This is a genomic window from Pedobacter metabolipauper, assembly GCF_004362715.1.
In the GTDB taxonomy this organism is placed as follows: domain Bacteria; phylum Bacteroidota; class Bacteroidia; order Sphingobacteriales; family Sphingobacteriaceae; genus Pedobacter; species Pedobacter metabolipauper.
Genome location: NZ_SNYC01000007.1, coordinates 127,095 through 151,253 on the forward strand (window position 1 = coordinate 127,095; position 24,159 = coordinate 151,253).

15 protein-coding genes and 1 tRNA gene are annotated in these 24,159 nt (G+C 41.1%); 14 read left to right on the forward strand and 2 right to left on the reverse strand.

Annotated features, from left to right (window positions below; all coding sequences use genetic code 11):
• Window position 1 precedes the first annotated feature (1 nt).
• Complete coding sequence (locus ATK78_RS19310; protein WP_133577772.1) at window positions 2-982, reverse strand: c-type cytochrome; 981 nt, start codon at window positions 980-982, stop codon at window positions 2-4.
• Between the two features lie 197 nt (window positions 983-1,179).
• Here ATK78_RS19310 and ATK78_RS19315 point away from each other — a divergent pair, with 197 nt between their 5' ends.
• From ATK78_RS19315 to ATK78_RS19370, 12 genes are all read left to right on the forward strand, one after another.
• Complete coding sequence (locus ATK78_RS19315; RefSeq protein WP_133577773.1) at window positions 1,180-1,512, forward strand: hypothetical protein; 333 nt, start codon at window positions 1,180-1,182, stop codon at window positions 1,510-1,512.
• A 134-nt stretch (window positions 1,513-1,646) separates the two neighbouring features.
• Window positions 1,647-4,343 (forward strand): glycoside hydrolase family 78 protein, encoded by a 2,697-nt coding sequence (locus ATK78_RS19320; RefSeq protein ID WP_133577774.1) that lies wholly within the window; start codon window positions 1,647-1,649, stop codon window positions 4,341-4,343.
• Between the two features lie 35 nt (window positions 4,344-4,378).
• Entirely contained in the window at window positions 4,379-7,060 is a 2,682-nt protein-coding gene (locus ATK78_RS19325) for a glycoside hydrolase family 78 protein (RefSeq protein ID WP_133577775.1), read from the forward strand.
• Window positions 7,061-7,156: 96 nt separating this feature from the next.
• A complete protein-coding gene (locus ATK78_RS19330) occupies window positions 7,157-8,188 on the forward strand; it encodes a GntR family transcriptional regulator (protein ID WP_133577776.1) in 1,032 nt (343 codons plus the stop codon).
• A 105-nt stretch (window positions 8,189-8,293) separates the two neighbouring features.
• Window positions 8,294-9,373: an L-rhamnose/proton symporter RhaT gene (gene rhaT / locus ATK78_RS19335; protein ID WP_133577777.1), complete on the forward strand. Its 1,080-nt coding sequence runs from the start codon at window positions 8,294-8,296 to the stop codon at window positions 9,371-9,373.
• A 23-nt stretch (window positions 9,374-9,396) separates the two neighbouring features.
• Window positions 9,397-11,517 carry a bifunctional aldolase/short-chain dehydrogenase gene (locus ATK78_RS19340; RefSeq protein WP_208112404.1) on the forward strand — a complete coding sequence of 707 codons (2,121 nt, stop codon included), beginning with the start codon at window positions 9,397-9,399 and terminating at the stop codon, window positions 11,515-11,517.
• A 27-nt stretch (window positions 11,518-11,544) separates the two neighbouring features.
• Window positions 11,545-12,819, forward strand: coding sequence for a TIM barrel protein (locus ATK78_RS19345; protein WP_133577778.1), 1,275 nt, complete (start codon window positions 11,545-11,547; stop codon window positions 12,817-12,819).
• A 1-nt stretch (window position 12,820) separates the two neighbouring features.
• Window positions 12,821-14,209, forward strand: coding sequence for an FGGY-family carbohydrate kinase (locus ATK78_RS19350; protein WP_133577779.1), 1,389 nt, complete (start codon window positions 12,821-12,823; stop codon window positions 14,207-14,209).
• Between the two features lie 106 nt (window positions 14,210-14,315).
• On the forward strand, window positions 14,316-16,394 hold the full coding sequence (locus tag ATK78_RS19355; protein WP_133577780.1) for a CehA/McbA family metallohydrolase domain-containing protein: 2,079 nt from the start codon (window positions 14,316-14,318) through the stop codon (window positions 16,392-16,394).
• A gap of 542 nt (window positions 16,395-16,936) precedes the next feature.
• Complete coding sequence (locus ATK78_RS23120) at window positions 16,937-17,260, forward strand: LytR/AlgR family response regulator transcription factor (protein ID WP_133577781.1); 324 nt, start codon at window positions 16,937-16,939, stop codon at window positions 17,258-17,260.
• 183 nt (window positions 17,261-17,443) lie between these two features.
• On the forward strand, window positions 17,444-18,316 hold the full coding sequence (locus tag ATK78_RS19365) for an ABC transporter ATP-binding protein (protein ID WP_133577782.1): 873 nt from the start codon (window positions 17,444-17,446) through the stop codon (window positions 18,314-18,316).
• 1 nt (window position 18,317) lies between these two features.
• A complete protein-coding gene (locus ATK78_RS19370; RefSeq protein WP_133577783.1) occupies window positions 18,318-19,895 on the forward strand; it encodes a hypothetical protein in 1,578 nt (525 codons plus the stop codon).
• Between the two features lie 126 nt (window positions 19,896-20,021).
• Here the strand turns inward: ATK78_RS19370 and ATK78_RS19375 are convergent.
• A tRNA-Arg gene (locus tag ATK78_RS19375) sits at window positions 20,022-20,093 on the reverse strand.
• A gap of 408 nt (window positions 20,094-20,501) precedes the next feature.
• On the opposite strand from ATK78_RS19375, the gene ATK78_RS19380 reads away from it, so the two are divergent.
• Entirely contained in the window at window positions 20,502-23,300 is a 2,799-nt protein-coding gene (locus ATK78_RS19380) for an outer membrane beta-barrel protein (RefSeq protein ID WP_166664918.1), read from the forward strand.
• A gap of 14 nt (window positions 23,301-23,314) precedes the next feature.
• The gene (locus tag ATK78_RS19385) at window positions 23,315-24,073 is read left to right on the forward strand and encodes a GLPGLI family protein (RefSeq protein WP_133577785.1); all 759 of its coding nucleotides are present in this window, start codon (window positions 23,315-23,317) and stop codon (window positions 24,071-24,073) included.
• The last annotated feature ends 86 nt before the right edge of the window (window positions 24,074-24,159 follow it).

Below are 24,159 nucleotides of genomic sequence, written 5' to 3' on the forward strand. Positions count from 1 at the left end.
TTTAACCTTTTTTAGCGGGCACAAAGCGGGTTACTTTATTCGGGATGGGTTTAATCGTTTTCAGGTAGGTATATATTGCCGCAAGGTCTGATTCTTTCATACCTGAATACATGACCCATGGCATAATGGTTTGGAAATCGCCAGGCTTAACGGTGTGGATGCTGTTGCTGTCGGCATATACTTTAAACCTGCTTACAAACATCTCTTTGGTCCAGTTTCCGATTCCTGTAGTTTTGTCTGATGTAATATTGGTTGAGTACAGGCTGCCTGCGGGTGATGCGAATTCCCGTCCTCCCGCAAACTCCATCCCTTTAATGTTATTGCCCTTATCCTGTTTGGTATGACAATCTACGCAAGCCGCTGCATTTAACAGGTAAGCTCCATATTTTAACGTATCAGATGCTGCCGGTTTTTTCTGCGGCATGGCTTTACCCGGAATGGTGTTCACAATAAAGTTAAGCGGAAAATCCAACCTGCGTTCTGGAATGGTTGAAGGAATAGGTTTTAATGTACGGAGGTATGCAATAATATCGTATACATCTTCAGGATCCATTTTTGAATAGGCAGGATAAGGCATAATGTTCATCATTGCTTTTCCGTCTTTAGTTACCCCGGTAGTGATGAGTCGGTAAAGCTCGCCATCTGTCCATCCCTTTAAATTAAATGGGGTAATATTTTTAGAATATACAGCACCGGGAAAACCTGCATTTTCATCGAACACTTCACCACCTTTACCTAAGGTGCCTGGTTTTGGCGGTCCGGCGAACTTGCTCCAGTCGCGCGTGGAATGACAATCTACACATAAAGTAACATGATTGGCAATGTATTCGCCCCTGGCTATGCGTTCCGGAGTGATCTCAACCTTTAGATCAGGCGCTTTCTCTGCATTTGGTAATCCCCATTTTACATAACCCATGGATATTCCAATCAACAGGATTAACAGTAAAACGATAATCAGCAATACTTTAAATATCTTTTTCATGGAGAGTTTATTTTAGTGACTTAAGGTTTGTTTGGTGACTGGTTAATGTCTGTTTAAATGCGTATATAGAACAATGTTACTCAAAAATAAATAAATATTTTACGTGAGGAAATATTTTTTACCAATTTATACTGGTTATAATTAAAACCAAAATCCTGCAGCGATGTTTTCCATATACAAAATCTAACAGAGCAACTATGGAAAACAGGAATGAGGATTCTGGAAAAGCGCATTTGGAAAATGCCGGCCAGGCAAAAGATATTGATCATACCAATAATGGGGTGCAATTTGAAAATTCTGATGTTGATCCCGGCTTTGACGGCCATCAGCATGATGACGGTTTAACTGGTATTGAGGATGAGCGTGAACACGATATTGATGCAGGTACAAGCATTAAAGAGCTGCGCGGTGAAGGCACTGATGATACCCTTTCTGAACAGAAAGGTACAGATGATGAGGCTGGTGAAAATGATGCCCTAAACTACAAGAACGACAGAGAGAATGGGGCCTATAACCCTAAGAATATCTAGGTTATTTGGAGGTATTGTTTCATTGATGTGGTGAAATGGCTGTTATGGAACAGCACAGTACATGACGCGCATTTTAAAATTTTTACGGATACTAGAAGAATTTTAGGATACATTTAGTCAACCAAACACCACAAATGAACCAATACCTCCAAAAGTTAGTGAAGCAAATTCTGTTTGCTTCTTTATTTGTTTTGGGTTTTAGTGCCACAGCGCAAAAACTCAAACTGTCTGAACCAAAGGTTGAATATCAGGATAATCCACTTAGTATTGAGACACTTAAGCCAAGATTCAGCTGGAAGTTAATTTCAACATTAAGAAATACTACCCAATCTTTTTATGAGGTACGCGTAGGTACCAGTATCCGCATTGCATCTGGTAAGGACGTAACCTGGAAAGGAAGCATGAACTCTGATCAATCGGTTCATATTGTATATGAAGGACCGGAACTGCAATTTAAACAGAAATATTACTGGCAGGTTAGGGCAAAGGATAACCACGGTAATACGTCTGCCTGGACTGAACTGAAGTTCTGGCAGATGGGCATGAAGCCTGCTGACTGGACTGCAAAATGGATCACGGTTCCTGGTCAGGATACTTCGAGGATCAGTCCTATCTTTAGAAAAGAAATTACCTTAAAAAAAGAGGTCAGGTCTGCAATGGCCTATATCACGGCTAAAGGTCTTTACGATGCCGAGATCAATGGAAAACGGGTTAGCGATAGTTACTTTGCCCCGGGATGGACCAGTTATGCCAAACGTTTACAATACCAGGTTTATGATGTAACCGCTTCTTTAAAAAAGGGGAATAATGCGATCGGCGTTACCCTTGGCGACGGATGGTATAAAGGTTATATCGGCTTTGCCACACAAAGGAATTTTTATGGCACTGCACGTGCTTTGCTCCTGCAAATTGCAGTAACCTATACAGATGGTACTAGGGAACTTGTGGAGACCGACGAAAGTTGGAAATCTTCTAAAAGTCCAATATTGGTTTCTGACATCTACTCCGGAGAATACTATGACTCCAGACTGGAAAAAACGGGTTGGACCAGTCCCGGATATAAAGAAGACGGAACATGGGCTGGTGTTCAGATATTGAGCAGTGGTACGGAAGAATTGGTGAGCATGAGCGGGCCTCCTGTAAAAAAACATGAGCAGTTTAAGCCATTAAAGATCTTTAAAACTCCTGAAGGAGAGACTGTGGTTGATTTTGGACAGAACTTAGTGGGTTGGGTACTGCTTAAAGCTAAAGGGCCTGCAGGTACTAAGATTACCGTAAGCCATGCCGAAGTCCTGGATAAAGCCGGTAATTTCTATACCGCAAATTTAAGATCTGCCAAACAACAAAATACTTACATTTTGAACGGTACGGACGGACAGGTTTTTGAACCCCACTTTACCTTCCAGGGTTTTAGATATGCCCGCGTAGAAGGTTTTCCCGGTGATTTAAAAGCTGAAGACCTTACGGCTGTTGCGTTGTATTCGGATATGAAGAACACCGGGAACTTTACCAGCTCTAACCAAATGGTAAACCAGCTGCAGCACAATATACAATGGGGTCAGAAAGGTAATTTTCTGGATGTTCCTACCGATTGTCCGCAGCGTGATGAACGTTTGGGCTGGACGGGTGATGCCCAGGCTTTTTACACTACTGCTGCGTATAATATGGATGTTGCCGGTTTTTTCACCAAATGGCTGAAGGATCTGAAAGCTGATCAGTTAAAGAGCGGAAGTGTTACCCATGTGGTGCCTAATGTTTTAGGACAGGGATGGGCTGGTGCTGCCGGCTGGGGTGATGCCTCTACGATCATTCCATGGCAAATGTATGTGGCTTATGGAGATAAGCGCATTCTTGAAGACCAGTATGAAAGCATGAAGGGATGGGTGGGATTCATCACCAGCAATACGCGGGAGAATCTATGGAATACAGGTGCGCATTTTGGCGACTGGTTATTTTATCGTCCGGAAGATGACAACGACGGACGTGCAGCAGTAACTGATAAGTACCTGATTGCACAAACGTATTATGCGAATTCTGTACAGATCATGATCCATACTGCGGAAGTGCTTGGTAAAAAAGAAGACGCCCAGAAATATACGGAGATGCTGATAAAAATTAAGAAAGCATTTGTGAACGAATACCTGACGCCGAATGGCAGAATGGTTTCCGGAAGTCAGACCGCTTATGTGCTGGCTCTACAGTTTGATATGCTGCCGGAAGATCAAAGGCAGCAGGCGGCGCAAAGGCTCGCAAGAAATGTAAGAGATTATGGCAACCACTTAACTACAGGCTTTTTAGGAACACCTTATTTGTGCCATGTACTTAGCCGCTTCGGTTATAGTGATGTTGCTTACGACCTCCTGCTTCAGGAATCTTACCCATCCTGGTTATACCCTGTAAAAATGGGCGCTACTACGATTTGGGAGCGTTGGGATGGCATAAAGCCTGATGGTTCTTTTCAAACCATCAGCATGAACTCATTTAACCATTATTCATATGGTGCCGTTGGTGATTGGATGTACCGCTCTATGGCCGGTATCAATTCTGATGCTTCCGGACCTGGTTATAAAAAGATCCGTATTGCTCCAAAACCTGGAAGATCAATTACCAATGTATCCGCTGATCTGGAAACAGCTTATGGTATGGTAAGGTCTTCCTGGAAGATTGAAGGCGGTCTTTTTAAACTGGATGTAACCATTCCGCCGAATACAACGGCTACCGTTGTTCTGCCACAGCCAGCTTCCAGAAATGGTGCGAACAACAGTAACAATTTAGATAATATTAAGGAAATTGGCTCAGGAAGCTACCACTTTGAATATACCTATCAATAGATTAATTAGTATTGCAACACACACATTAAACAGATATGAAAGCTTATTTACTGAAATTACTTTACCCGTGTTTGCTGATCTGCCTGGTTTTACCCTTAAGCGGTAAGGCTTCCGGCTATGCAGATATACAACCGATCGCTTTAAAATGCGAACATCTTGAAAATCCAATTGGAGTTGATGCTGCACATCCGCGGTTATCCTGGATGATGTCTGACAACCGAACCGGTGCAAAACAAACGGCTTACCGCATTGTGGTTGGAACAGACTCTTTGGCTGTTCGCAATGGTAAAGGCGTAACCTGGGAAACCGGCAAAGTGCTTTCATCCAATAACCTGGTTATTTATAACGGAAAGGCACTTGCTGCCTTCACTAAATATTTTTGGCTTTTAGAGTTGTGGGATAAAGACGGTAAAGCCATCCCGGCAAAGCAGGTGTCAAGTTTTGAAACCGGTATGATGGGCATGGAAAACTGGAAAGGTACCTGGATCAGCGACCGTAACGATGTAAATATCTTACCGGCACCCTATTTCAGAAAAGTATTTTCAGCAGCTAAGAAAGTAAAATCTGCACGTGCTTATATTGCCGTTGCTGGTTTATATGAGCTTTATTTAAATGGTAAAAAAGTGGGTAACCATAGACTGGATCCTATGTATACCCGTTTTGACAGACGAAATTTATACGTTTCATATGATGTTACGGCACAAGTACAGTCCGGTAAAAATGCAATAGGGGTATTGCTAGGAAATGGATGGTACAACCACCAGTCTATTGCCGTATGGAATTTTGATAAGGCTCCATGGAGAGCCAGACCTACTTTCTGTATGGACCTTCGTATTACATACAGTGATGGATCTACGGAAGTGATCGCTTCTGAAAACAGCTGGAAAAGCAGTCCGAGTCCAATCACTTTTAACAGTATTTACACTGCAGAGCATTATGATGCGCGCCTGGAGCAACCGGGATGGAATACGGTTGATTTTAATGACAGCAGATGGAGAGGCGTTACCATGCGTGCTGCTCCTTCTAAAAATATTGTAAGCCAGGTGATGCACCCGATCCGTAATGTAGAGGAGATTCCTGCTAAAACCATGCAGAAATTTAACGATACCACCTATGTATATGACCTTGGCAGAAATATAGCCGGTGTAAGTAAGATCAAAGTTAAAGGAGAAGCAGGAACGGTTATCCGCATTAAACACGGTGAACGTTTGTATGCAAATGGCCATGTTGACCTTTCGAATATTGATGTTTACCATCGCCCTAAAGATAAAAATGACCCTTTTCAGGTAGATATTATTACACTTAGCGGTAATGCTGACGAGTTTATGGCCAAATTTAATTACAAGGGCTTCCAGTATATCGAAGTAACCAGCAGTAAGCCTGTTGAGTTAACCAAAGAAAGCATTACCGGTTATTTTATGCACAGTGATGTGCCTGCAACGGGTACGATCAGTTCCTCTAATCCATTAATTGACCGGTTATGGTGGGCAACGAATAACTCCTACCTGTCTAACTTATTTGGCTATCCTACGGATTGCCCGCAGCGTGAGAAGAATGGCTGGACTGGTGATGGTCACTTTGCCATTGAAACCGGTTTGTATAATTTTGACGCGATTACGGTATATGAAAAATGGCTGGCCGATCACCGTGATGAGCAGCAGCCAAATGGTGTATTGCCAGATATTATCCCTACTGGCGGATGGGGTTATGGCACTGCAAATGGTACAGACTGGACCAGTACAATAGCGATCATTCCATGGAATATTTATATGTTCTATGGTGACAATAAATTACTTTCTGACAGTTACGGCAACATTAAAGAATATGTAGATTACGTAACACAGATTAGTCCGAATGGCCTTACCTCTTTTGGCAGGGGCGACTGGGTTCCTGTTAAATCTCAATCTTCGTTAGAATATACCTCTTCGGTCTATTACTACGTAGATGCAGTGATCCTGAGTAAAGCGGCAAAAATGTTTGGCAAGCAAAGTGATTATGCATTTTACAGCACACTGGCAGAAAAGATAAAGACAGCGATCAATACCAAATACTTTAACCGGGAAACAGCCATTTATGGTAAAGGTGTACAAACGGAGTTAAGTGTTGCATTACAATGGGGAATTGTTCCTGAAGAATTTAAGGCCCGTGTTGCAGAGAACCTGGCCAAACGTGTTGCCGCTGATGGTATGCACCTGGATGTAGGCGTACTTGGTGCTAAAGCGATCTTAAATGCATTGAGTGATAACGGACAGGCCGAAACGGCTTATAAAATTGCGGCACAGGATACCTACCCATCCTGGGGATGGTGGATTGTAAATGGGGCAACTACATTATATGAGAACTGGAACATCCAGGCTACCCAGGATATCTCTTTAAACCACATGATGTTTGGTGAAATTGGCGGATGGTTCTTTAAAGGATTGGGCGGTATTAAAATTGATGAACAACAGCCCGGGTTTAAGAATATCCTTTTAAAACCAAACTTTGTTTCTGGTCTGGATCACTTTGAAGCCACTCATGATGGTCCTTATGGCAAGATTGTATCGTCATGGAAAAGATCAGGAAATTCAGTGATCTACAAGGTAACTGTTCCTGCAAATTCAAGTGCTACTGTTTATTTCCCGCTGGCCGGAGGTAAAAAAGCATATAAAGGTACACAGATGTTAACAGACAAACTGGCCATTGGTGCAGGTAATTATCAATTTGAGATTAAATAGTGATAAAACGGGCTGCGGTTTTTAAACAAAGCAGCCCGTAATTAAGATAATACCAAAAGGATCATTTCAATTGATAATAATCGCTTAAATTTAGAAATGAAGAAAAATAGTTTTTTTGATTTTATACATGTAGATGAGTATTCTGCTACGCCAAAATACCTGCAGCTTTCCAGTGCAATCATTAAGGCTATAGAACAGGGCAACCTGACGCAGGATAACTTATTACCTTCGATCAATGAACTGAGCTACCGCCTGGAAATTTCCAGGGATACTGCAGAGAAGGGATATAAGTACCTGAAGAATGTTGGGGTAATTAATTCGGTTCCGGGTAAGGGGTATTACATCACGAATGTAGATTTTAAGCAAAAACTAAAGATCTTCCTGCTGTTTAATAAGCTTAGTGCACATAAAAAGATCGTCTATGATACTTTTATTGCCGCGCTGGGCGAAGATGTATCGGTTGATTTTTATGTATATAACAATGATTTCAGACTTTTTAAACGCCTGCTTACGAATAAAAAAGAGGATTATTCACACTATGTGATCATCCCTCATTTTTACCATGGCGAAGATTATGCGCGGGACATTATCAATACCATTCCGAAAGAAAAGCTGATCCTGCTGGACAAGAAAATCCATGGTGTAGATGGTGAGTATGCTGCGGTTTATGAGAATTTTGAGAAGAATATTTACGATGCCCTTGAACAGGCCCGTAAGGAATTAAGTAAATACCATACGCTGAAGATCATTTTTCCGAAGCGGAGTTATTTTCCTAAGGAGATCCTGGATGGTTTTCACCGGTTCTGTCAGCAATATGCATTTAGTCATGAGGTAGTAAATGACATTAATGTAGAGCCGATCAACCAGGGAGAGGCCTTTATTAACCTGATGGAAGCTGATTTGGTTGTTTTGCTGGAGCGGCTGATCAGCATGGATCTTAAAATTGGCAAAGATGTAGGGGTCATCTCTTACAATGAAACCCCGTTAAAGAAAATTTTATTGAATGGGATCACTACGATCTCTACAGATTTCAGATTTATGGGTACTGCCGCTGCTAATCTGATACTTGACAATTCGAGAAGACACATAGAAGTCCCTTTTTATTATACAAAAAGAGCTTCTGTATAACTACTAATTGTGCCATTTACATGATGGTACAGGATGGTTAAATAAAATAACCTGCATAAATTGGTAGCACGATAATACCTAACCATATTATAAAACCAAACGTTTATGAATGCAATTTTTGGAATTCTGTTCCACTTTATAGGAGGCTTTGCTTCCGGGTCTTTCTACATCCCTTATAAAAAAGTAAAAGGGTGGGCATGGGAAAGTTATTGGATCATAGGCGGGGTATTCTCCTGGCTTATTGTACCTCCGGTAGCAGCCTGGATCACGATTCCGGGATTTGCAGATATTATTGCAGCAACAAGCGGTAAGATTTTATTACTTACCTATTTTTTTGGGGTACTGTGGGGCATTGGTGGATTGACATACGGACTTGGGGTCCGGTATTTAGGAGTTTCACTGGGAAGTTCAGTGATCCTGGGGTTGTGTTCCGTTTTTGGTGCAATCATACCCTCGGTTTATTATAATTTTTATCCAAAGGAGGGTAAAGATAGTTTAACAGATATGTTAAGCAGCAGTTGGGGACAATTTGTCCTTTTGGGCTTACTGGTTTGTGTGGTTGGGATTGTGGTGTGCGGAAAAGCCGGCGGAATGAAAGAAAAGGATCTGGTAGAATCCGGCAAGGTTGATCCATCCAATAGTGAGTATAAGATTGGTCTCGGACTTACGGTAGCGATCATCTCTGGTATATTGAGTGCCTGTTTTGCATTTGGTATTGATGCAGGAAAAGATATGGCGAATGAAGCCAATGAAATATGGAAAAGTGCAAACCCCGGACAGGGCGAATTCCTTTTCCAAAATAATGTAACCTATGTGATCATTTTGTGGGGTGGTTTAACAACCAATTTATTTTGGTGTATGCTTTTAAACTTCCGCAATAAAACCTTTGGCGATTACACGAATAAGAAAACCCCGCTGCTGGCCAATTATATTTTTTCGGCACTTGCGGGTACGACCTGGTTCCTTCAGTTCTTTTTTTATGGAATGGGAGAGAGTAAACTCGGAAACGGGCCAAGTTCATGGATCCTGCACATGGCTTTCATCATTTTGATTGCCAATGCCTGGGGCCTTGTATTAAAGGAATGGTCGGGAGTGAAGAAAAAAACATTGATTACCGTATTATCCGGTATTGGAATTATAATACTTTCTGTATTGATCGTTGGGTACGGAAATTCAATAAAATAAAACGCTATTAATTAAATATTTTTATGACTGTTCGAATAACTGATTTTAAGTATGTAAGCTACTTGTGGGACGAAGCAAAGGCAGCAGAGCTGGCCGGAGACGAAGTGGCATTGCTAATTTACCGTTCTAATTTGCTTGGTGCAGATTTGCGCCTAACAAATTACGGAGGTGGTAATACCTCCTGCAAGGCGATGGCCAGGCATCCGTTAACCGGAAAAGAGACTGAGGTAATGTGGGTAAAAGGATCTGGTGGTGATTTGGGTACCTTGAAACAGAGTGGTCTGGCGGCCTTATATGTGGACGAACTTCAAAGCCTGAAAAATGTTTACCGGGGTATTGATCATGAAGATGAAATGGTTGAATTGTTTAACCATTGCATTTATGACCTAAACTCTAAGGCACCTTCTATCGATACACCTTTACATGGATTTTTACCTTTTAAACATATAGATCATTTACATCCGGATGCGGCAATTGCAATTGCTGCAGCGAAAGATGGTAAAGCAATTACTGCGGAACTGTTTAATGGATCTATTGGCTGGGTAGACTGGCAAAAACCTGGTTTTGACCTGGGTTTACAGCTGAGACAATGCCTGGATGAAAATCCCGGTATCAGAGGGATTATGCTGGGTTCTCATGGTTTATTTACCTGGGGTGACACGGCCTACGAAAGTTACATCAATACGTTAGAGGTTGTAGAGCGCTGCTCTTTGTATTTGGCAGACCATTATGGTAAAGATGCACCTGTTTTTGGCGGACAAAAAATAGAAAGCCTGGAAGCTGAAGCACGTAAGGCACAAGCAGCAGCATTAGCACCTGTTTTAAGAGGCTTATGCTCCAGCAAAAAACACATGGTTGGTCACTTTACGGATGATGCCCGTGTACTTGAATTTATCAATTCAAATGACCTTTCCAGACTTGCCCCAATGGGTACGAGCTGCCCGGATCACTTTTTAAGGACTAAGATCAGTCCGCTGGTATTGCAGCTTGATCCTGCTGAAGACTTAAGCGATGTTGCAGCAATAAAGAGTAAGCTGATCCCTGAGTTTGAAGCTTATCGTGCGATGTATACCGCCTATTATGAAAGCTGTAAACATGCAAATAGCCCGGCAATTCGTGATACCAATCCGGTGATCATTATATATCCTGGTGTAGGTATGTTCTCTTTTTCTAAGGATAAACAGACTGCAAGGGTAGCTGCTGAGTTCTATATCAATGCCATTAATGTAATGAAGGGCGCTGAGGCGGTTTCTTCTTACACTTCTCTTCCAAGACAGGAAGCTTTTAATATCGAATACTGGTTATTGGAAGAAGCGAAGTTACAACGCATGCCAAAGCCTAAAGCTTTATCTGGTAAGATCGCTTTGATTACTGGTAGTGCAGGTGGTATCGGTAAGGCTATTGCAAAGAAATTTATTGATGAAGGTGCCGTTGTGGTGGTTAATGATAATGATGGAAACCGATTGGCAGAAGCTGATCATTGGTTTAATACCACATATAATGCAGACAGCTACGTTACAGCACCCTTAGACGTTACCTCTGCAGCGCAGATCCAATCTGCTTTTGATATTGCCGCACTTTCTTTTGGAGGTATTGATATTGTTGTAAATTGTGCTGGCTTATCTATTTCCAAGCCGATTGCAGAACACACTGAAAAGGATTGGGATCTATTGTATGATGTATTGGTTAAAGGCCAGTTTTTTGTAACCCAGGCCGGAGTAGCTGTGATGCGCAAGCAGAATATTGGTGGTGATGTTGTTAATATTGTAAGTAAGAATGCTTTGGTATCTGGTCCTAATAATGCAGGTTACGGATCAGCAAAAGCGGCACAATTACACCTGAGCAGATTAAATGCTGCTGAACTGGGTGAAGATAGGATCCGCGTAAACGTGGTAAACCCGGATGCGGTGATCTCTGACAGTAAAATTTGGGAAGGTGCATGGGCTGAAGGAAGGGCAAAAGCATATGGTATTACCGTTGCCGAGCTACCTGCTTTTTATGCAAAACGTACGCTGCTGAATGAAGTGATCCTGCCTGAGGATATTGCCAATGCCTGTTTTGCCGTAACCGGTGGATTATTAAATAAATCTACAGGGAATGTACTAAATGTTGACGGCGGGGTTGCCATCGCATTTGTAAGATAACGGTGTATTTTATTAAAATATTTAAGAATGAGAATTGAAAAAGACCAAATAGAAGCACATAATGAATTAGCAGCAGTAAAACATAAACGCAAATTCGCGTTTATGTCGGAAGAGATTGAAGGACTTGAGGGAATCATTGAGAAACTGATCAAGTTCCAGATTGCAATTCCAAGCTGGGCTTTAGGTACAGGGGGCACGCGTTTCGGACGTTTTTCCGGTGGAGGCGAGCCAGGAAACCTGGAAGAAAAGATACAGGATATTGGTCTTTTACATGCTTTAAACCGCTCAAGTGGTGCAATATCACTTCATATTCCCTGGGATATCCCAACGGATTATGATGCGATCAAATCTTTGGCTTCTTCGTACGACCTGAAGTTTGATGCCATGAACTCGAATACGTTCCAGGATCAGGCAGACCAGGCTTACAGCTATAAATTTGGTTCTTTACAGCATGTAGATAAAGGTGTTCGCCAGCAGGCCATCGATCATAATATTGAGGTAATCCGTCAGGGTGTTGCATTGGGTTCCAGTGCACTTACCGTTTGGCTTGCCGATGGTTCTTGTTTTCCTGGCCAGCTTAATTTTCGCGGGGCTTTTCAAAATACACTGGAAAGTTTAGAAGAGATCTATGCGGCATTGCCGGATGAATGGAAAATATTTGTAGAATACAAGGCTTTTGAACCTAATTTCTATTCGACTACAGTTGGTGATTGGGGGCAATCTTTATTGTACGCTACGAAATTGGGTCCAAAAGCCTATACACTGGTTGATTTGGGTCACCATTTACCGAATGCAAATATTGAACAGATCGTTTCTCTGTTGCTGATGGAGGGTAAGCTTGGCGGTTTCCATTTTAACGACTCTAAGTATGGCGACGATGATCTAACGGCTGGAAGCATGAAACCTTATCAACTGTTCCTGATCTTTAATGAACTGGTTGAAGGTATGGATGCAAAAGGGATGGACCATGCTACCGGACTGGGTTGGATGATCGATGCATCTCATAATGTTAAAGACCCGCTGGAAGACCTGATCCAGTCTGTTGAAGCGATCATGCTTGCCTATACACAGGCCTTGTTAATAGATCGTAAGGCTTTATTAGCCGCACAGCAGGAAAATGATGTAGCTAAATGCCAGGAGATCTTACAAGATGCTTTTAGAACAGATGCCAGGGCAATTGTTCAGGAAGCCCGTTTGAGAACTGGTGGCGCTGCCAATCCGATCCAACTGTTTAGGGAACTGAAGATTCGTGAGAAACTGATTGGATCGAGGGGATTGAAAACAGTTGCTACGGGGTTATAGTATGGCACGTATTCCTGTAATTGTAGTTATTGATGTTGGTAAGACGAATAAAAAGATCTTTGTTTTTGATGAACGCTACCGGATTGTTTACGAACGTTCGGCACGTTTTATAGAAACCAGTGATGAAGACGGCGATCCATGTGAGAATCTGGAGAGCTTAAGGCTTTCTGTTTATGACTCTTTGCGGGAGGTTTTTAAAAAGAAGGATTATGAGATCAAAGCGATTAACTTTTGTACCTATGGTGCCAGTTTCGTCTACGTAAATGAATACGGACAACCGCTTGCGCCCTTATATAATTATTTAAAGAAGTACCCGGAAGCGCTGAGTAAAGATTTTTACGAAACCTACGGAGGTGAAACAGCGATCTCACTGGCTACAGCTTCTCCGGTATTGGGGAGCTTAAATTCCGGAATGCAGCTATACCGCATTAAAAAGGAACGACCAGAGTTGTTTGCTAAAATTAAATATGCGTTACACTTACCACAATATTTAAGCTATCTGATCTCCGGGCAATTTTATACTGATCTAACCAGTGTAGGCTGTCACACCCAGCTTTGGGATTTCACGAAAAACGAATATCATAATTGGGTTAAAAAGGAAGGATTAGCCGCCAAATTTGCAGAAATTAAGTCTGCAGATTCGGTATTTCCTGCTGAGTTTCCCGGAAATAATTACTTTGTAGGTACGGGTTTGCATGATAGTTCTGCGGCTTTAATTCCATACCTGGTTAACTTTAGAGACCCTTTTGTATTGATCTCTACAGGTACCTGGTGCATTAGCTTAAATCCATTTAATGATCTGCCGCTTACTGATGAAGAGTTAAAGAAAGATTGCCTGTGTTACCTTCAATACCAGGGTAAGCCTGTTAAGGCTTCCAGGATCTTTGCCGGTTATGAGCATGAGATGCAGCTGAAACGAATTACTGTGCACTTTGGATCGGACACCATGAAATACCGGACTATGGATTATGATTCGCTATTGATGCGGGAGATTATCGATAGGAACGAGGCTAACCCGGTAAAAATTAAACTGGAAGATCATGAGTCTGCCTTTGGAGCACGTGATCTTTCCTTGTTTGCAACGGATGAGGAAGCCTATCACCAGTTTATGTATGATCTTGTGCAGCTGCAGTATCTTTCTACGTCACTGGCTTTAAAAGGCTCTGATGCCAGGAGGATCTTTGTGGATGGTGGTTTTAGTAAGAATGCCATATTTATGAATATGCTGGCCTTTGTGTTTCCTGATCATGAAGTTTTTGCGGCCTCTATGGCACAATCTACCGCACTTGGTGCCGCACTGGCTATCCACAGCAGCTGGAATGAGCGGCCAATTCCAAATGACATTATTGAACTTAAATATTTTTCTGTTCCGCAGCACCAGCGTTCCTGATGTAAGCGGGATCATTTCATGATCTTAGGAAAAAAATGTTTAGATTGTATTCCTGTATTCTCATCCTATGAAAATACAGGAATAAATTTATGCCATTTATAACCTTATGAAAAAGACCCTATTGTTGATCCTGCTCATCTGCAGTGCAGGAGTAAAAGCTCAGATTTCTGTAGATTTAAAATCCTTAAAGAAGAACGGGACTACCGTTTCTGTAAATAAAAGCACATTGACCGTGAACTGGCCTGCAGGTAAATCGGGTTCCGGTAAAATGATCCTCGATCTTGATCATTCCAAACCCTTATTTACCAGTATCCAGCTGGGTAAAACAGGATCATTCCAGGAAATTGCAGCGGGTCTTGATCCTGCATTTATTTTAAGGGTTGGAAAGCGTACGCTGAGTCCGCAGAGTGGGGGATGGGATGTGTTTTTTGACCGCGTGCCTACCCGACCAAATCAATCCTATGTAGTAAAGATGGATAAGCAGCGGGCAACGGTTTCTGCTTCAGGTTCTCAAACCATCATCAGCATCTCTGATTTAACCGCCTCTACATTTAAAGGAAACCTGGAGATTACATTATATACTGGTAGTCCGCTGTTTAATGTTGCTGCGGTTTTGGCTACTCCGGTTGATTCTACTGCAATCCTTTATGATGCAGGTTTAGTGAACAAAAGCAAGCTGTGGGAAACGATTGCCTGGTCTGATGTTAAGAACAATCTGCAGACGGCTAATCCAGCGAAAACAGATCAAAGTAAAAACCTTGAAGTAAAATACCGGACGGTTATTGGGGAAAGTAAAGGTGGAAGCCTCGCACTTTTTCCTGCTCCCCATCAATATTTCTATCCTTTGGATGAAGCGTTTAATCTTAAATTTACCTGGTACGGAAGTAATTACCTGGATCTGATCCCTGATTTTGGGATTGGCATCCGTCAGGATCCTTTAGGGGATAAACGATATGTACCATGGTTTAATGCACCTCCCAATACGAAGCAACGGCTTAATTTCTTCTGCCTGTTGAGTGAAGGAAAAGCAGCTTCCGTTTTAGAAGATGTTAAGAAGTATACACATGGTGATTCTTATGTGCCTATTGCCGGGTATAAAACTATGGCAAGCCACTTTCACAATGAGTTCATCTCTGATGTAGTATTGAGCGGGAAACCCGTTCCTGAAAAGCCTGAATTTGTGGATGTGCTGAAGAAAGCAGGGTTGAACATTGTGAAGCTGGCCGAATTTCATGGGCCTGGTCACCCGAAAGGGCCTGATAGTACCCGCCTGCGGGAATTGAAATCGTTGTTTGATCAAACATCGCGTCTATCTGATCCTGATTTTCTTTTATTGCCCGGAGAAGAAGCAAACAACTTTTATGGCGGTCATTGGCTGGCCTTCTTTCCAAAACCGGTGTACTGGGTCATGTCCAGAAAGCCGGAGGTGCCATTTATGTCGTCAGATCCCAAATATGGAATAGTTTATCATGTTGGCGATAAAAAGGAAATGCTGAAACTGCTGGAGTTAGAGGGTGGTCTTGCCTGGACTGCACATGCACGTACGAAGGCTTCTACCGGTTTTCCGGATAAATACAAGGAGGAAGACTTTTTTAAGTCGGAGACTTTCTTTGGAGCGGCCTGGAAAGCCATTCCGGCCGACCTGTCTCTACCTACCTTAAGCAAGCGGGTGCTTAACCTGATGGACGACATGGCGAATTGGGGATTGAAAAAGCACATCATATCTGAGGCGGATATATTTACCATTACGGAACAGAATGAAATGTATGCGCATTTGAATGTGAACTACCTTCAAATGGATAAAGTGCCTAGTTATAAAGATGGCTGGAAGCCCGTTTTGGATGTAATGCGCAATGGGAAGTTCTTTGTTTCTACAGGAGAGGTTTTGATGCCGGTTTTCAGCATCAATGGTAAAGGTGCAGGTGAGACTTTAAAGCTGGATCAAAGTGGTAAAGCAACGGTTAAGATGCAGCTTGACTGGACATTCCCGATGAGCTTTGCAGAGATTGTTTCTGGTGATGGTAAAAACGTTTACCGCGAACGGATCAATTTGAACCAGAGTCAGGCTTTTGGCAAGCAAACCTTTAACTGGCCGGTAAATCTTGCAAAGAGAACCTGGGTTAGGGTTGAGGCCTGGGATATCGCCGCCAACGGTGCATTTACCCAAATGATTTGGCTCAACTAATTGAATTGACATTCCCTCTTGTCTTGCCATCTGCTTTGATTTAGGAGGCAGGGGTGATAGGTATTTAGGATTGGCACTTATGATTTACCGTTTTTCTTTTGATCCATTTGAAGATGAAAAGGAAAACGCCAACACAAAAATCGTATTAAAAATAAGTCAGAAGGTTTGTGGTAAGTTGATAAATTTTAATCTTTAGTGGTTATTTTTATTCTTTTAAAGAGTTTGATAACAAGAAAAATAACTAACGCCAATACTGCTAAATTTATGATTGGCCAGATGGTAGATGATAGATTCAAAAAAAGTAGGCTCATAATTTCATGTTCTGTTGTAAAGCATTAGAATGAGGTAATGCTTAATTAATTCTGAGTTACTAAGCTATGTTAAATAAACAGTTAATTGCTGCATAATCTGAGTTTTATGAATCTGGTATATATTTTTAAGAATAAGCAGGTTTTTTTGCAGGATAGTACAGGTTGCTGTGTTGACTAATCTACAGTAATTTTAGTCATCACATTTATATATTTTCTTATTGCATACGCTTCATGAACAAAATTATCCTTCATTCACAGAACCAACTGGTATTTATAAACAGGTCTGATATCGTATATTGTAAATCTGATAATTGTTATACGATTTATCATCTGGCTAACCATGAGGAACATATTGTTTGTAAGTCTTTAAAAAAGACTCAGGATGAATTAGACTCTTTTACCTTTATACGCATTAGCCAATCTTATATTATAAACCGGGATTTTATAAAGCTAATTGATAAAAAGAAAAAATTTCTAAAGATGGCCGGAGATGAACAGTTACCTTATACTATATCCTTATCGTCGCTGGTTAATCTGATCGGTTTTAACGATTAAGGTTAACAGGTGCTCCTTCTTTAAAGGGTAATTGCTAAGCCGATAAAATTGCCCCTGAAAATGATATTCTTAATAAAGGTTACCTGCAATTAGATATCAATATTTAAGCAGGCTTCACTTATTTACAAATGCCTGTAACTTAATCTGCTTAAACGTTGTCATACCGGCATACTCAACCTACTCATGGCGCTTACGATAACCAATGTTACCAAACAGTACAATGCACAAAAAACGGCACTAACCAATTATTCCATTGACATTGATAAAGGTGTATTGGGATTATTAGGGCCAAATGGTGCTGGAAAATCAACACTCATGAAGATCATTGCTACAATTAGCAAACCATCTGAAGGAACATTGTTTCTAAATGGTATTGACATTGTGCGAAATCCAGATGCCATCCGAAAAGTGCTGGGCTATTTACCGCAGGATTTTGGGGTGTATCCCAATCTTAATGCTTATGAGTTTTTGGAATACATAGCCGCCATGAAAGGTGTTGGAGGTAAAGGACTTCGACGGCGTATTGACCTGTTGCTGGAAGGTGTTAATCTTTCTGCCGATGCTAAAAGGCCCATTGGCAGTTATTCGGGTGGTATGAAACAGCGTATTGGAATAGCACAGGCTTTACTTAACGATCCGCAGGTGCTGATCTTTGACGAACCCACTGTTGGCCTCGATCCGGAAGAACGTATGCGGTTTCGCCAACTGATAGCCGATCTGGCCCAGAATTGTATCATTATCCTCTCTTCGCACATTGTATCAGACATTGAGACCATTGCCGATCAGGTAGCCATTATGCAGGACGGAAAGCTATTGATCCATGCGCCCCAGCATGACATTATTAAACAGGCCGACGGCTGCATATTTGAATTGTTATTGGACAATAGTAAACTTGGTTCATTTAAGCAACAGTACAAGGTAATTGACACTGCCCGGCAGGCAGATCAAATCAGGGTGCGATATATCAGTTCGAAGGGTAAAGAGGCCCCGTCGTCAACGCAGGTTACGGCTACATTAGAGGATGCGTACCTGTTTTTAACCCAGGATAACGGTTAAGATGCAGTACATCTATCCTATCATTAAAGCTGATTATCTGCAGCGTACCCGAAGTTATTCATTTCTGATTACACTGGCTATTACCATTTTTATGGCCTATTCATTTATACCAGCCAATTCTGCAAACTACACCACTTTAAGTGCTTTGGGCTATAAGGGAGTTTATAATTCAGCCTGGGTGGGCTATGTATCGGGTATTATGACGACCGTTATGTTGTCTATTTACGGCTTTCTGTTGGTTAACAGTGGTATTAAAAAGGACATCAATACCGAAGTTGGCCTTATTGTAGCCACTACGCCTATTACCAATTTTAAGTACCTGCTCAGTAAACAACTCAGCAATTACATAGTACTACTTACCATTGCCGGAATTACCTTTATTGTGAGCATTGGGGTATTTTTTATGCGTGGTACGGGATATCCTTTTATCCTGGGTAACTTCATTTTTCCGTATCTGTTTTTTGCTGTACCGGCGTTGTTTGTAGTCGCGTCGCTTGCCGTTGCCGGGGAAGTTTTTCTAGGGAGGCGCAGTATATTGCAGTTCATTGCATACTTTTTTCTGGTCGGGATCTGCATGGGACTCATTAATGCCAAAAGCGATGATCAACCAACTGGCATATTCGATCCATTTGGTTTAAGCCTGATCACCAAAAGCATCACCCAGCATATCAATTCACATTTTAACGAAGATCTCAAAGGCGTATCGTTTGGCTTTATTTTTAATGGCCGTAGTGCCTATAAAACTTTTACGTGGGAAGGACTTAACTGGTCGGCCTTATTTATATTCAGTCGCTTGCTTTGGATGGGATTAGGTCTGGGTGTGGTTTATATCTCTTCCCTTTTTTTTCATCGGTTTGATTCTAAGCAAGCTGATCCTAAAAGGAAAACCAAGGAAGTAGCGGCTATTCAAACAGATCAACCCATTGAGCAGCATGCAGGGATCAGCAGGGCAGTCTTACCACCTCTTGTTTTTGATTATGGGATTTTTCCACTGGTGAGAACGGAATTGTTCATGTTGATCAGGCAGGGTAAGAAATGGTTATGGCTGGTTAATGCCGCATTGTGGGTAGCGATGTTTATTGTTCCCTTTAATATTGCCCATAATTATCTGCTGCCGGTATTATTGTTCCTACAGGTAACGCGATGGTCAGAACTGGTAACTAAGGAAAAAACGAACCGTGTCCATTATTTTTCTTTTGCTTCTTACAAGCCATTACAGCGGATGTTGCCTGCCCAGATCTTATCGGGTGTTCTGCTGTCGATTGGCCTGTCTTTGCCACTCATTATCCGCGGTGCGTTAACTTTTAATAGTGATGTGGTCTTGAGCATCATTAACGGAGCAGTGTTGATTGTCTTACTGGCTGTAGCATTTGGGATATTAACCGGAGGCAAAAAGCTTTTTGAAGTGTTTTTCTTCCTGCTTACCTACTCTGTAGTCAATAAGGTGCCAGTAACTGATTATCTGGGTAGTTTGCCCCATCAGGATATGTCGTTTTTTATGCTGGTGATATTGGGTATAAATACTGTTTTGGTCATAGTTAGTTTTATGATCAGAAGATACCAAACCAGACATTCTTAGTGGGATTGGTTGATGTGTATGAAGGCTATAGCGATAAATGAAATTATGTATGCTTACTACAGGACCGGCAATAAGTATATATAAAAAGCGGATTAAGTCTTAATCTTAAGGCTCAATCCGCTAAAGTGTCCCCGACGAGATTCGAACTCATATCGTTGGTACCGGAAACCAAAATTCTATCCATTGAACTACGGAGACAAGTCCGCGAATATAGGAAATTTAGCGTACAGTCAAAGCACAGTATTGTTTTTTCTGGCTTTATCTTAAGTATTTGATTTATTTCTAAATGAACATATTTAAGGATGTCTTCGTCAATTTATGTCTGTTTATTATTGTTGAGCAGATAAATATCAAAAAATTTTATTTCATAATAAAATGATTTTTATGTAGTGCAGGTTAATTGGGGTTTAAAGTTTTATCATTATTACATGTATTAAGTAAGCTGTTTGTGTGTAATAATGATGTAGAAAATATTTTTCTTTTTTTTAAACCCAAGCTCCCGGTTTACCGTAACACAAGGGAATGCTATTGAGATTACGGGTGTTCTCCAATACCAGAACCAGAAGTAACCGCTCTTGCTTGAATAAAACACACTTAAATCAATTTATGAATAAACGGCTACCGATATCTCTAACTAAACTTTTTTTTACTGGTCAATGGAAAGTATCGCTTTTTCTGCTCTTATCAGCGTTTAATAGTTATGCTCAGCAAAACCACAGCATTAAAGGGAATGTTGCGGACGGCCTCAATAAGGTCAAGATCAGCAACGCTGTGGTATGTCTCTTATCTGCTAAGGATTCCATATTGGTAGATTTTGCATACAGTGATGCAAATGGTGCTTATCATATTGATAAGTTTAAAAGGGGAAATTTTTTACTGTTAATTCTTCATCCCAATTATGCCGACCAGTCTGCACCGATCCTCCTTTCCAGGGATCAAACAGCTACAATTTATAACATTGAATTGACCTCAAAAATAAACCTGCTCAATGAAGTCATTATTAAAGGCGAAGCCCGAAACGCAGTGTTGAGGGGAGATACAATTGAATTCAATGCAAAGAAAATAGTGCTTCAAAAAAATGCGAAAGTCGAAGATCTTCTGAAGCAGCTTCCAAACATCCAGGTTGATCAGAATGGTAAGATTACTGTGCTGGGAGAAACAATCAGTACAGTTCTGGTTGACGGTGCTGAATTCTTTTCTGATGACCCAACCCTTGTTACCAGGAATCTGCGTGCAGATATGGTAGATAAGGTACAGCTTTACAACAGGAAATCGGATAAGGAATTGATTACCGGTGTTGGGAATGGAAAGAAAACAATCAATATCCAATTGAAGGAAAATAGTAAAGAAGGTTATTTTGGTAAGCTGGAAGCAGGCAGTTCTCTCGATGGGCGATACCAGGGACAGGCGATGGGCAATATGTTCCGGCTAAAGTATAAAGTCTCGGTATTTGGAAATATATCTAATACAGGTAAACTGGGGTTAAATAATGCCGATTCCAAAAGTCTTGGTTCTGTGCAAATGGTGCAGGCTGAGGGGCCAAGATTTATCTCCAATAAAAACTTTAATGATATTACCAGTAACGGCGCAAGCGGGATTCCGTTAGCCAGATCTGCAGGGATGCATTATGATACGCAGTGGAACAAGAACAATCAATCTGTAAATGCAGATTTTAGCCTGTCCAAAGTGGATATCAACGGGCAGGAAAATACCATGTCTCTAAATGCTTTGCCATCGACGGTTCTTAGAAGCGATGCTGATCAAAGCTTCCGTAACGAGGTTTCCGTTAAGAAACTAAACATTACCTACCAATCGAAGTTTAGTTCTTCTTCTTCATTAAAGGTAATCATTACCGGAAGTCAAAGTCTGACCAGTTCATCCAGCAGCAGTTTTTCTGCGAACAGGTTTGGAACAGATACACTGGTTAACCAGGGAAATCGTGAGGTTAACAGTAACGGAGAAAAAACAGTCTTTAAATTCAACTCGTTTTATGCAAGGAAATTTTCAAAACCAGGAAGGTCGTTTAGCTGGACAGCCAATATTTTTACTGCGAATGACCAGAACGCGGGGAATTTCAAATCTATAAATACTTTTTTTGATCGTTCCGGAATCACAGACAATATACTTCTTACCGATCAATATAAAGACAATGGGATTAATACCTCAAACTTTGTCAACGAGTTCACCTGGTCAGAGCCATTATCTAAAGGTTTGTCTCTGCTGTTTAACTATGAAATCGGCTGGAATAAAGGTCATTCGGACCGAAGAAGCTTTAACAGGTCTGCCTCAGGTTTATATGCTGAACCTGATGCCCGGTTCAGCAATGATCTCAGGTCAGATCAGTTAGCCAATCAGGGAAAAATATCTTTGATCGTAAAGAAAGATAAGCATATATTTAATATCAGTAATGGGGTTTCTTTACTACATTATCATCACAATGACCGGTTTACTGATGCCGCTTTCCGCCGGACATTTGTTAACTGGAACCCGACTGTTAATTACACGCGTCAGGTTTCAGCACTTACCATGCTTCAAGCTGGGTATTCCGGGCAAAATAACCAGCCAACAATAGACCATCTGCAGCCACTGAATAATAACAATGATCCGTTGAATGTCCGTCTGGGAAATCCGGAGATACGAAATTCTTTTAGTAATAATTTGTCCATTAGTTATATGTCGATGAGACTGGTAAGCGGCGCATCTTATGTACTTCAGAGTATGTATTCAAATACCATTAATCCTATTGTACCGGATATCACAACCGATCCGGCGGGTAAAACTACTTATCGCTTTGTTAATGCGGATCGAAATGCATCAAACCTGATGCTCGCTGCCATGATTATGTCAAAGGTAAAATCACTGGGAATGATTTTGGCGTTAAAGCCAAATTTCACGAATAATATAAATTTTGGAATGACAAATGGTACCCTGGATAAGCGGAACACCCAGAACTATGATATTGATCTCACCATAAATAAAACCGTGGCAAGTAAATACGAATTTATGGCCGGGGGAGGACCTGGTTACCAAAGGAGTATCTCGTCACTGCAAAGTCAAGCCAATAATAATGGCTGGCAATATAAGCTGATCACTTCGCTTACCCGTTACTTACCTTTTAAAACAGAATTCAGCACATTTGTGAGGGCTGACTTTCAATCGAAAACTAAAGCATTCCGCGAAGATCTTAGCGTATTTTTATTAGATGCTTCAATAAGTAAGAAATTCCTGAAAGGTGACAATCTGAAACTTTCAGTTTCAGGAAATGATTTGCTCAATCAAAATAATGGTTTTAGCAGGACAAGCCTGGGAAACACAGTAACCCAAAATAACTATACCACCATAAAACGCTACATCTTTTATTCACTAAAGTGGGACTTCAGCAATATGAGCAAAGCGTCCAACTAAAAAACCGGCAAGACATGAAACTTCAATATTTTATAATAGGTATTATTTTATTCTTAAGTCACTCCAGTTTTGCGCAGGAAGATTCCTTAATTACATCGGGGACGATCGAATTTGAGAAAAAGATTGACTCTTATGCTCAGATGCGAAAAAGATTAAAAGGAAATCCATCTCCAGCAACCTTACGTGCTTATAATGAATATAGAGACAATCAGCCACAGTTTCTAAAGGTGCAAAGCAAGCTTGATTTTAAAGATCATGTGTCTCTTTTTACACCGCTAAATGCACAGGGTACTTTAATTATCGATCCGGGCCAATCTCAAAGCATTGTTTTTAATGATTGCTTCCGAAAAACCAGTATTGTACAAAAACAGTTTCTGGAAACTACTTTTTTAATAAGCGATAGTACACGTCAAATCAGGTGGAAGATGACCAATGAAACACGCCATATCGCTGGTTTTCTATGCCGCCGTGCAAATGCAGTTATCATGGATTCTATTTATGTTGTTGCCTTTTTTACGGTAAAAATTCAACTGAGCAGTGGCCCGGAATCATTTGCCGGATTGCCAGGAATGATCCTTGGCCTTGCACTACCACATGAAAACATAACCTGGTTTGCAACCCGTGTTACAGCCAGGCCTGCAAGTCAGATTTCTATAACCGCTCCTTCAAAAGGTAAACCGATAACCAACGCCGGGTTTAAGATTGTCATTATTGAGACGTTAAAAGGCTGGGGTGCATTTAAACCGGAAATGTTGCTGCAATTTTTGTTGTAAAGGGTCATTTGTATTCTTTTAAGAATAAAGGGATGCTTTGTAAGTCATTATAACTTATTAATTCTTCATGAACAGGGCCGGGCTTA